At 37.8% G+C, this 4,556-nt stretch carries 4 protein-coding genes; 1 reads left to right on the plus strand and 3 read right to left on the minus strand.

Going from position 1 to position 4,556, the window contains the following annotated elements; translation table 11 throughout:
* Positions 1 to 46: 46 nt before the first annotated feature.
* The 3 genes from AC2SLT_RS12970 to AC2SLT_RS12980 form a co-directional block, all read right to left on the minus strand.
* Positions 47 to 1,212, minus strand: a protein-coding gene (locus AC2SLT_RS12970) for an IS3 family transposase (RefSeq protein WP_486547055.1) whose coding sequence is annotated in 2 segments (ribosomal slippage) — positions 47 to 942 and positions 942 to 1,212 — 1,167 coding nt in all. Because the reading frame shifts where the segments join, the coding sequence is not laid out codon by codon here.
* 53 nt (positions 1,213 to 1,265) lie between these two features.
* Positions 1,266 to 1,946, minus strand: coding sequence for a PP2C family protein-serine/threonine phosphatase (locus AC2SLT_RS12975; protein ID WP_486548071.1), 681 nt, complete (start codon positions 1,944 to 1,946; stop codon positions 1,266 to 1,268).
* Between the two features lie 468 nt (positions 1,947 to 2,414).
* Entirely contained in the window at positions 2,415 to 3,116 is a 702-nt protein-coding gene (locus tag AC2SLT_RS12980) for a CBS domain-containing protein (protein WP_486548072.1), read from the minus strand.
* A 228-nt stretch (positions 3,117 to 3,344) separates the two neighbouring features.
* Here AC2SLT_RS12980 and AC2SLT_RS12985 point away from each other — a divergent pair.
* Positions 3,345 to 4,510 (plus strand): IS3 family transposase gene (locus tag AC2SLT_RS12985; protein WP_486547055.1). Its coding sequence is split into 2 segments (ribosomal slippage): positions 3,345 to 3,615 and positions 3,615 to 4,510, totalling 1,167 coding nucleotides; the frame shifts between segments, so codons are not numbered across the junction.
* Positions 4,511 to 4,556 lie beyond the last annotated feature (46 nt).

Consider the following 4,556-nt stretch of genomic DNA (forward strand, 5'->3'; position numbering starts at 1 on the left):
TGACCCCTGCTGTCAAATCCGTACACCTAAACTTGGGAGATTTTAATCAGGCAGCTTGACGATAGAAATCCATCCAAACTTGTCTTGGCGATCTCATACCTAAACTCTGCTGAATCCTGACTTGATTGTAATCTAACTCAATATATTTCAAGATGCTGTTGATTGCTTCAAATCGAGTTTTATAATTATGATGATATACCAGCTCATTCTTTAAAACGCCCCAGAAGCTCTCTATTGGCGCATTGTCATAACAGTTACCTCTCGCACTCATAGATCCTTTAAAACCGTGTTTAGTGATCATTTTGCGATAATCATCGCTGCAATACTGACTACCTCTATCTGAATGCACAATAAGTCCTTGGCTAGGTCTTTTATCTTTGATTGCTTTATTTAAGGCCTTACAGACTAAATCAGTCTTCATGCGTTTATCGATAGCGTAGCCAACCAGTTCTTTGGTATACAAATCTTTAACGCCTGCCAAATAAAGCCAGCCCTCATCTGTCCAGATATAGGTGATATCACTGACCCAGACACAATTAGGACGATTAACGCCAAACTTCTGTTTAAGCAGGTTAGGATAAACACGCTTGTTATGCTCTGAGTCCGTTGTCACTTTAAAGCGCTTATGACGTCTACATTTGATACCATGTTCTTCTTTGATACTACGTACCATATACTTGCTGACATCGTGTCCTTGTTCATTTAGGTGAGCATGCAGACGCTCATAGCCATATCGTTCTTTGGTCTTCCTGTGCGCAGCTTTTACAAGCAGCTCACAGTGATTGCGATGTATTTGCTGAACACTGATGTCACGCTTTTTCCAGTCATAGTAGCTTGATGGTTTGATATCAAGGTTTTTGCACATGGCTGTGATACTAAATTCATATTTGTGATGGTCAATAAAGGCGTACCTTACTGATCGTGTTTGGCAAAGTACGCCGTAGCCTTTTTTAATATCTCTCGCTCTTCTTGTGCTATTTTTAGTTCACGCTTTAAACGCTTAATTTCTTCAAGGGCTGAAACAAGCTCTGGATCGTATTGCTTAGTACCTTTGAGTTTGCCTTGATTGGCTTTTCGTTGCCAATTGGCTAGTGTCTGCATTGGTAGCCCTAAATGCCTTGCTGTGGCACTGACATTGCCACCATTATTCTCTATTGCTTTGACCGCTTCTGCTTTAAATTCTTCACTGTATCTTTTAGCTTTCTTTGTCATGGTAAACTCCTAATTGTCTTCCTTAGTTTACCAAGTTTTTATCTACGGTTTTTTCAGCATAGCTCAAAGCTATCACCAGATTCAATATTTACGAGTCTCACTTCACTATGTGGTGCCTCAGCATTAAACCCATCTTTGGTAGATAAGCTAAAACACTCGGTGATGCTATATAACATGCCAGCCATACCGGTTTTATTATAATCTGACATCTGGGCTTGCCTACCTTTTGCTTGCATTTGCTCATCGAGCAAATCATTGAGCATATTTTGATCTCGAGTTAGACACTCCCAATGTGTCGACCCTTTTACAAGTCTATACACACGGCTATCACCGACATGTGTTATTTTGCCTTCAGTTATTCCCTCTTCAATGCTCACTTCAAGCAGCGCCAGCGTTGACGCAGCACCATAGCGTTTAACACTATGCTTAGTTTCGCTGACCACGTTATGGATATCGGCAGTAGTAAGTGGTTGTTGTCTATCGATCAGGGTTTTGATGGCTTTTACGACGGCTTTTGAACAATGTTGAGAATAATTAGAGCTAGAAACGCCATCAGATACGGCCAAACATAGAGGTAGCCGAACAGGCGTTACTTCTGTCATGCCCAGTGTTTCTTGATAATAGTCGTCAACAAAGAAGAACGCGTCTTGTTGACGGTTATTAATGGCCTTACCTTGAAACGTAATAGCACACGCCTGACCTACAATTTTTGTGCAACCCGAATGAGCTTTCATAAAAGCATCCATTTAATGTCTATGCATTAAATTATAGCCTACAACCTTTAAGATTATTCTCTAGGTTGATATTTATTGACATTTTTTTTAATACTTAAAGATATGAATCACTCAGGTAAAGAGGTTAATATTGCATAAACTTGCATTTAAGAAAATTAATTGTAAATTCACTTCAAACCTCAATTTTAGTCTTGCAAAACAGCTTTTAATTTAAGTGAACTGGCTAATAACCCATAATAAAGCACTATTAATTAAAACCCCTTAAGCGTTCAGGCTTTTACTGCTTTCACATGAAGCAGACCAGCTCCTCTGCAACAATCTATAAATCTAATATTGCTAGTCCAAAGCTGAAAAAAATAACTAAAAAGTCTGCCTGTAAATACTCTCCACTACTAAAGTTCTTTGTTCATTCCATGCTGGTAACTAATGATAAATTACCGATTAAAAAATAGAATACTATTTAATCACTTAAACAAGTGGTGCTAAATCAGAAATAGTAACAAGACCCAATAGCTTTTCAGTCTCCTTACCGTTATGTGTAATAAAGAGCACATCAAGATTTCGTCCTTTTTCACCTATATGCTTAATAAAAAGGTCATGAGCTTCATAGATAGACGTATCTCTAGAGATGAATTTATAGTTATTCTTAAACTCAATATCTGGCATTAACTTTTTAACCGTAACATCGTCTATTATGATGGTACCTTTTTCTCCAACTTCAGATGCCAGCCAGCGCGATATCGTATTATTATTAATTAATTCAATAACACTACCGTTTGAGTCAAGTACTGGAAACTGAGAAAACGAGTTTTGCTTCATAATCTTTAAGATGCCATTAATGTAATCTTCCTCATACGCCCCTAATACATCAAACTGAAACTCAGGTATAACCTTTACGGGGTTGGTTATATTTTCATATATTTCACTAATCCTTGATACTGTCATTTCATGAGGCTCTGCAATAGTTTTGTCATCTATCTTAGGAGTATGTACTATTGCGTTCCTTAACATCGCAAATGAAAGTAATTCATCTTTAAATTTTAAAACAGCCTTATCTTTTGAGTTTCTTACCTTTTTACTAAAACTTTCATTGTATCCACTTCCAGAATCCTTGTTAAGAAATTGCTCAATCTTGTTGAATATATCAACGAATTTTTCAGAGTTAGTCATTATGTATTCCCTCTATAAATGTTAAGATACTTGAACCCAAAAAAACTGGACTTAGAGAAATCATTTAAAACTATAAACACAGGCAACATTAACCTTGATTAGCTTTAGCTTCAAATTAAATCAGAACCGATTTAGAGTTCGGTATATAAAATTTAATAAAACTGAGCTATGCTGAAAAAACCGTAGATAAAAACTTGGTAAACTAAGGAAGACAATTAGGAGTTTACCATGACAAAGAAAGCTAAAAGATACAGTGAAGAATTTAAAGCAGAAGCGGTCAAAGCAATAGAGAATAATGGTGGCAATGTCAGTGCCACAGCAAGGCATTTAGGGCTACCAATGCAGACACTAGCCAATTGGCAACGAAAAGCCAATCAAGGCAAACTCAAAGGTACTAAGCAATACGATCCAGAGCTTGTTTCAGCCCTTGAAGAAATTAAGCGTTTAAAGCGTGAACTAAAAATAGCACAAGAAGAGCGAGAGATATTAAAAAAGGCTACGGCGTACTTTGCCAAACACGATCAGTAAGGTACGCCTTTATTGACCATCACAAATATGAATTTAGTATCACAGCCATGTGCAAAAACCTTGATATCAAACCATCAAGCTACTATGACTGGAAAAAGCGTGACATCAGTGTTCAGCAAATACATCGCAATCACTGTGAGCTGCTTGTAAAAGCTGCGCACAGGAAGACCAAAGAACGATATGGCTATGAGCGTCTGCATGCTCACCTAAATGAACAAGGACACGATGTCAGCAAGTATATGGTACGTAGTATCAAAGAAGAACATGGTATCAAATGTAGACGTCATAAGCGCTTTAAAGTGACAACGGACTCAGAGCATAACAAGCGTGTTTATCCTAACCTGCTTAAACAGAAGTTTGGCGTTAATCGTCCTAATTGTGTCTGGGTCAGTGATATCACCTATATCTGGACAGATGAGGGCTGGCTTTATTTGGCAGGCGTTAAAGATTTGTATACCAAAGAACTGGTTGGCTACGCTATCGATAAACGCATGAAGACTGATTTAGTCTGTAAGGCCTTAAATAAAGCAATCAAAGATAAAAGACCTAGCCAAGGACTTATTGTGCATTCAGATAGAGGTAGTCAGTATTGCAGCGATGATTATCGCAAAATGATCACTAAACACGGTTTTAAAGGATCTATGAGTGCGAGAGGTAACTGTTATGACAATGCGCCAATAGAGAGCTTCTGGGGCGTTTTAAAGAATGAGCTGGTATATCATCATAATTATAAAACTCGATTTGAAGCAATCAACAGCATCTTGAAATATATTGAGTTAGATTACAATCAAGTCAGGATTCAGCAGAGTTTAGGTATGAGATCGCCAAGACAAGTTTGGATGGATTTCTATCGTCAAGCTGCCTGATTAAAATCTCCCAAGTTTAGGTGTACGGATTTGACAGCAGGGGTCA

The sequence above is a fragment of the Psychrobacter sp. CX18 genome (assembly GCF_057396215.1).

Bases quoted from the DNA above. Each gene is read 5' to 3' on its own strand.
- AC2SLT_RS12975 (WP_486548071.1), bottom strand. From the start codon at position 1,946: ATGAAAGCTCATTCGGGTTGCACAAAAATTGTAGGTCAGGCGTGTGCT.
- AC2SLT_RS12980 (WP_486548072.1), bottom strand. From the start codon at position 3,116: ATGACTAACTCTGAAAAATTCGTTGATATATTCAACAAGATTGAGCAA.